We start from the raw sequence: 3,699 nt of genomic DNA on the forward strand, positions 1-3,699 counted from the left end.
AAATTAAATGTATACTCATACCAACTAGTATAGCTACAACTAAATCAAATACTATTGTTAGTATAAATGTAGCTAAAAGAACGATTACTTCTATTTTAGGTAAGTTCATCATTTCCTTCATTTCTTTCCACTCACCCATGTTATAAGAAACTATTATTAATATGGCAGATAAAACTGTCATTGGAATCATTTTTGCTAGTGGCATTAATAGTATCATAATTAAAAGAAGTGTTATGGCATGTACCATTCCTGATATGGGACTTCTTCCTCCATTTCTCACATTTGCAGCTGTTCTTGCTATAGCACCTGTTGCTGGTATACCTCCAAACAAAGCTGATACAATATTTCCAATTCCTTGTGCCACAAGTTCACTATTTGAGTCATGTTTATCACCTATCATTTTATCTGCAACAACACAAGATAGTAGTGATTCAATTGAGGCCAAAACTGCTATGGTTATGGCTGGCTGAATAAGTAAAATTATTTTATCCATACTAATTTTCGGTATGATTGGCATTGGTATAGTTGATGATATATCAGAATATAAACTTCCAATTGTATCAACATTTAAACGAAATGTTTTTACAACTAATGTTGCAAATACTAAAGCAACTATAGATGCTGGTACACTTTTATTTACTTTTGGCCAATAAATCATTATCAATATACATACAATTCCTATTAAAAATGTAATTATATGAAAACTATTTATATTTTCTATATAAGCTACTATTTTATGTAAAGCTTCTGCAGGAACGTCATTTATATCTAAACCTAATAAATCCTTTATTTGTGTTATAAGCAAAGTAACTGCTATACCGCTTGTAAACCCTACTGTTACTGTATGAGGCACGTATTTTATCAGATTCCCTAGTTTCAACATACCCATAATAACCAATATTATTCCTGACATTATTGTTGCAATAATAAGCCCATCAATACCGTGATTTTTTACAATACCATAGACTATTACTACAAAAGCCCCTGTAGGACCTCCTATTTGTACCTTACTACCACCTAAAAAAGATATAATAAATCCAGCAAATATAGCAGTAATAAGACCTTTTTCTGGTGATACTCCTGATGATATAGCTAGAGCTATGGATAGTGGCAGCGCTATTATTGCTACTATAAATCCAGCTATTATATCTTTTTTTATTTTTTCACTACTTATTTCATCATTTCTAAACATTGTTAATAACTTTGGCGACATTTTATTATATTTCCTCCCCCTAAAACTTTGTCCTTTTGTATAATACTCTTAGAAAATAATAAAATCAAAAAAATATTGTTAACAATAAAATTTTTTTTTCATTTATATTGTCAACAATATATATTTATTATAACTATATAGATATCTACTAACAAAGAATTTACGAGCCTTATACCACTTATATAGGAAATATTCATAAATAGTTTTGCTCAAAGTCTCTCTTTTATATGATTTTTATGTTCTTAGTAATTCTTCAAATTTTTCTTCATCTATAATTATTAAATCTTGACCTTGATTCATATAATTAACTGCCGTTCTTAGCTTATTACTCATTTGATTTGGACTTAAATTTTCTATATCCTTAGCATTTGTAATTAAAATATTAGTTCTTTTGGTTACAGAATTCCTTGTTATACCTCCCAAATCATTAATAAGCTTAGTTGCTTCAGCCCTACTCATAGAATGGAGTGCTCCTGTAAATACAACTACTTTATCTTTGAAATAATCAGTTTCTAATGAAATTTCATTATTATCGCATTCATAATCCTTGTATCTTTTTGAAACAATGCCTTCTCTTATTTTTTTACATGGTGAATAAGTATTGTCAGCTATATATCCCAGCTTAAATCCTACAATATCAGCTATATCTTCCATACTATTCAATTTTAATTCTTCAGAAATATTTATAAAAATATTAGCTGCAGCAGTAGCATCTGCACTGGCATGATGGTGATTAAATTTATATCCTAAATGTCTATTAACGGTATTTAACTTATGATTATTTAAATATTTATAAAATAATTTCGAGGCTACTAAGGTACATGCATAATCTAATTTGGGATACTCTAAATTATAAAGATCTAGTGTATTTCTAAGCACAGAAAAGTCAAAAGATGCATTATGGGCTATGACCAAATTATTTTCTAAGTAAGGTTTTATTTCTTCCCATAACTCATCAAATTCTTTTTCATTAATTACATCTTCTTCTCTAATTCCATGAATAATTATATTTCTTGATTCAAACCTAAATGGCCTTGGCTTAATTAGCCAGTATTTTTCTTCTATTATTTTGTTATTTTTTACAACAGTAATACCTAAAGAACATGCAGAAGCTCTTTTTTCATTTGCTGTTTCAAAATCTATGGCAATAAAATTCATATAGCCCTCCATAAAAATTTTTCTGATACTCATTATATCATATTAAACTTATTATTATAATTTATCACTTTATAAAAGGACACTTCTTGATTTTGTCGAATTAAGTAATAACTATAAAAATTTCTATTATTAATAAAGGGGGGTAAATTTTTGATAGAATACGAAGTTTCTAGAGAAATCTATAATCCTTGTGCTGGCATATATGTTTTTGATGATAATTTTTTCTGCGAAGTGAAAACTGACAATATTGAAAAAACTATTTCAGAATGGATTGGTGGAAATATACCAAAATATGAAAAGAATACTTTTCCTGATGGCTCAGTAGAATATATATTAGATTTGCCAAGAAAAGTAAGATATACGTTTAATATTATATAATTAAAGTATTTAATTTTACATAACCTTAATATAATTTATTAGTACATAAAAATTCGCTTCGCTTGAGCGACGTGTCGGCGAAACATTTTAAGCCACTGCGTGGGCGCTACACTTTATGTCGCCAACGGCTTCGCCCGTTGCTCAAGTCACAATGTTGGAATTTATAATTTCCCCACAAACCAGATAAATTATAAGTTCCTTCAATATAAAAGACAAAGTTAAAATTATTAACTTTGTCTTTTTTCTATGCATATAATTCTTCTGAATTCATTTTATCTTTTTTAAATTCTTTATATAAAAATAACCCAACTATAAACATGGCAAGGAAATCTGCTATTGGCTGAGATGTCCATCCACCTTTTAATCCATAAACCTTCGGAATTATAATTATTACTGGTATTAAAATAATCACTTATCTTAATAAACTTAAGAATATTGACTTCTTAGCTTCTCCTACTGATTGGAAATAAACTGATCCAAGTGCTGACACTCCTACAATAAGTAGAGTTATTAAATTTATGCTTATCCCCTCAAAAGCCATCACCATTAAAGTTTCATCCTTAGTAAATATACCTACAAAAACTTCTGGGAATAACTTAATTAGAATAAATCCTATGGTTAAAATTATTGTTCCATATAAAATTCCCAGAAACAAAGTTTGTCTAGCTCTCTTTCGTTGCTTTGCTCCATAATTATAAGCAATAATTGTTTGCATACCTTGGCTTAGACCAAATATAGGCATTAAAAACATTAATGATATTGATGTAACTGTTGTCATTGCGCCTATGGATAAATCTCCACCATAAATTTTTAATATCTTATTTGTAACTAAATGTATAGAACCTGCTGCTATCTCCATAAAAAATGGTGTCATTGCTATGGCTAATATTAATTTTATTAATTTATTATTTAGTCTTATATTTTTAAGTTTTAATTTTAAGTTTGATAGA

5 protein-coding genes are annotated in these 3,699 nt (G+C 28.3%); 1 reads left to right on the forward strand and 4 read right to left on the reverse strand.

The annotated features are described in order from the left end of the window. Together NSA58_RS17295 and NSA58_RS17300 are read right to left on the reverse strand one after the other, a co-directional pair. Positions 1–1,213, reverse strand: a 1,213-nt coding sequence (locus NSA58_RS17295; protein WP_257560739.1) for a SulP family inorganic anion transporter, incomplete at its 3' end; no start/stop codon positions are given. Positions 1,214–1,447: 234 nt separating this feature from the next. Then, on the reverse strand, positions 1,448–2,371 hold the full coding sequence (locus NSA58_RS17300) for an exonuclease domain-containing protein (protein ID WP_074429437.1): 924 nt from the start codon (positions 2,369–2,371) through the stop codon (positions 1,448–1,450). 150 nt (positions 2,372–2,521) lie between these two features. Between NSA58_RS17300 and NSA58_RS17305 the strand changes: the two genes are divergently transcribed. Beyond that, positions 2,522–2,749 (forward strand): hypothetical protein, encoded by a 228-nt coding sequence (locus NSA58_RS17305; RefSeq protein ID WP_039680984.1) that lies wholly within the window; start codon positions 2,522–2,524, stop codon positions 2,747–2,749. A 244-nt stretch (positions 2,750–2,993) separates the two neighbouring features. Here NSA58_RS17305 and NSA58_RS17310 read toward each other — a convergent pair whose 3' ends face one another. Further along, positions 2,994–3,161 carry a hypothetical protein gene (locus tag NSA58_RS17310; RefSeq protein WP_257560740.1) on the reverse strand — a complete coding sequence of 56 codons (168 nt, stop codon included), beginning with the start codon at positions 3,159–3,161 and terminating at the stop codon, positions 2,994–2,996. Further along, positions 3,162–3,699: MATE family efflux transporter (locus NSA58_RS17315; RefSeq protein WP_257560741.1), on the reverse strand; the 538-nt coding region annotated here is incomplete at its 5' end. It lies immediately after the preceding gene.

It is taken from the genome of Terrisporobacter muris, assembly GCF_024621905.1.
In the GTDB taxonomy this organism is placed as follows: domain Bacteria; phylum Bacillota; class Clostridia; order Peptostreptococcales; family Peptostreptococcaceae; genus Terrisporobacter; species Terrisporobacter muris.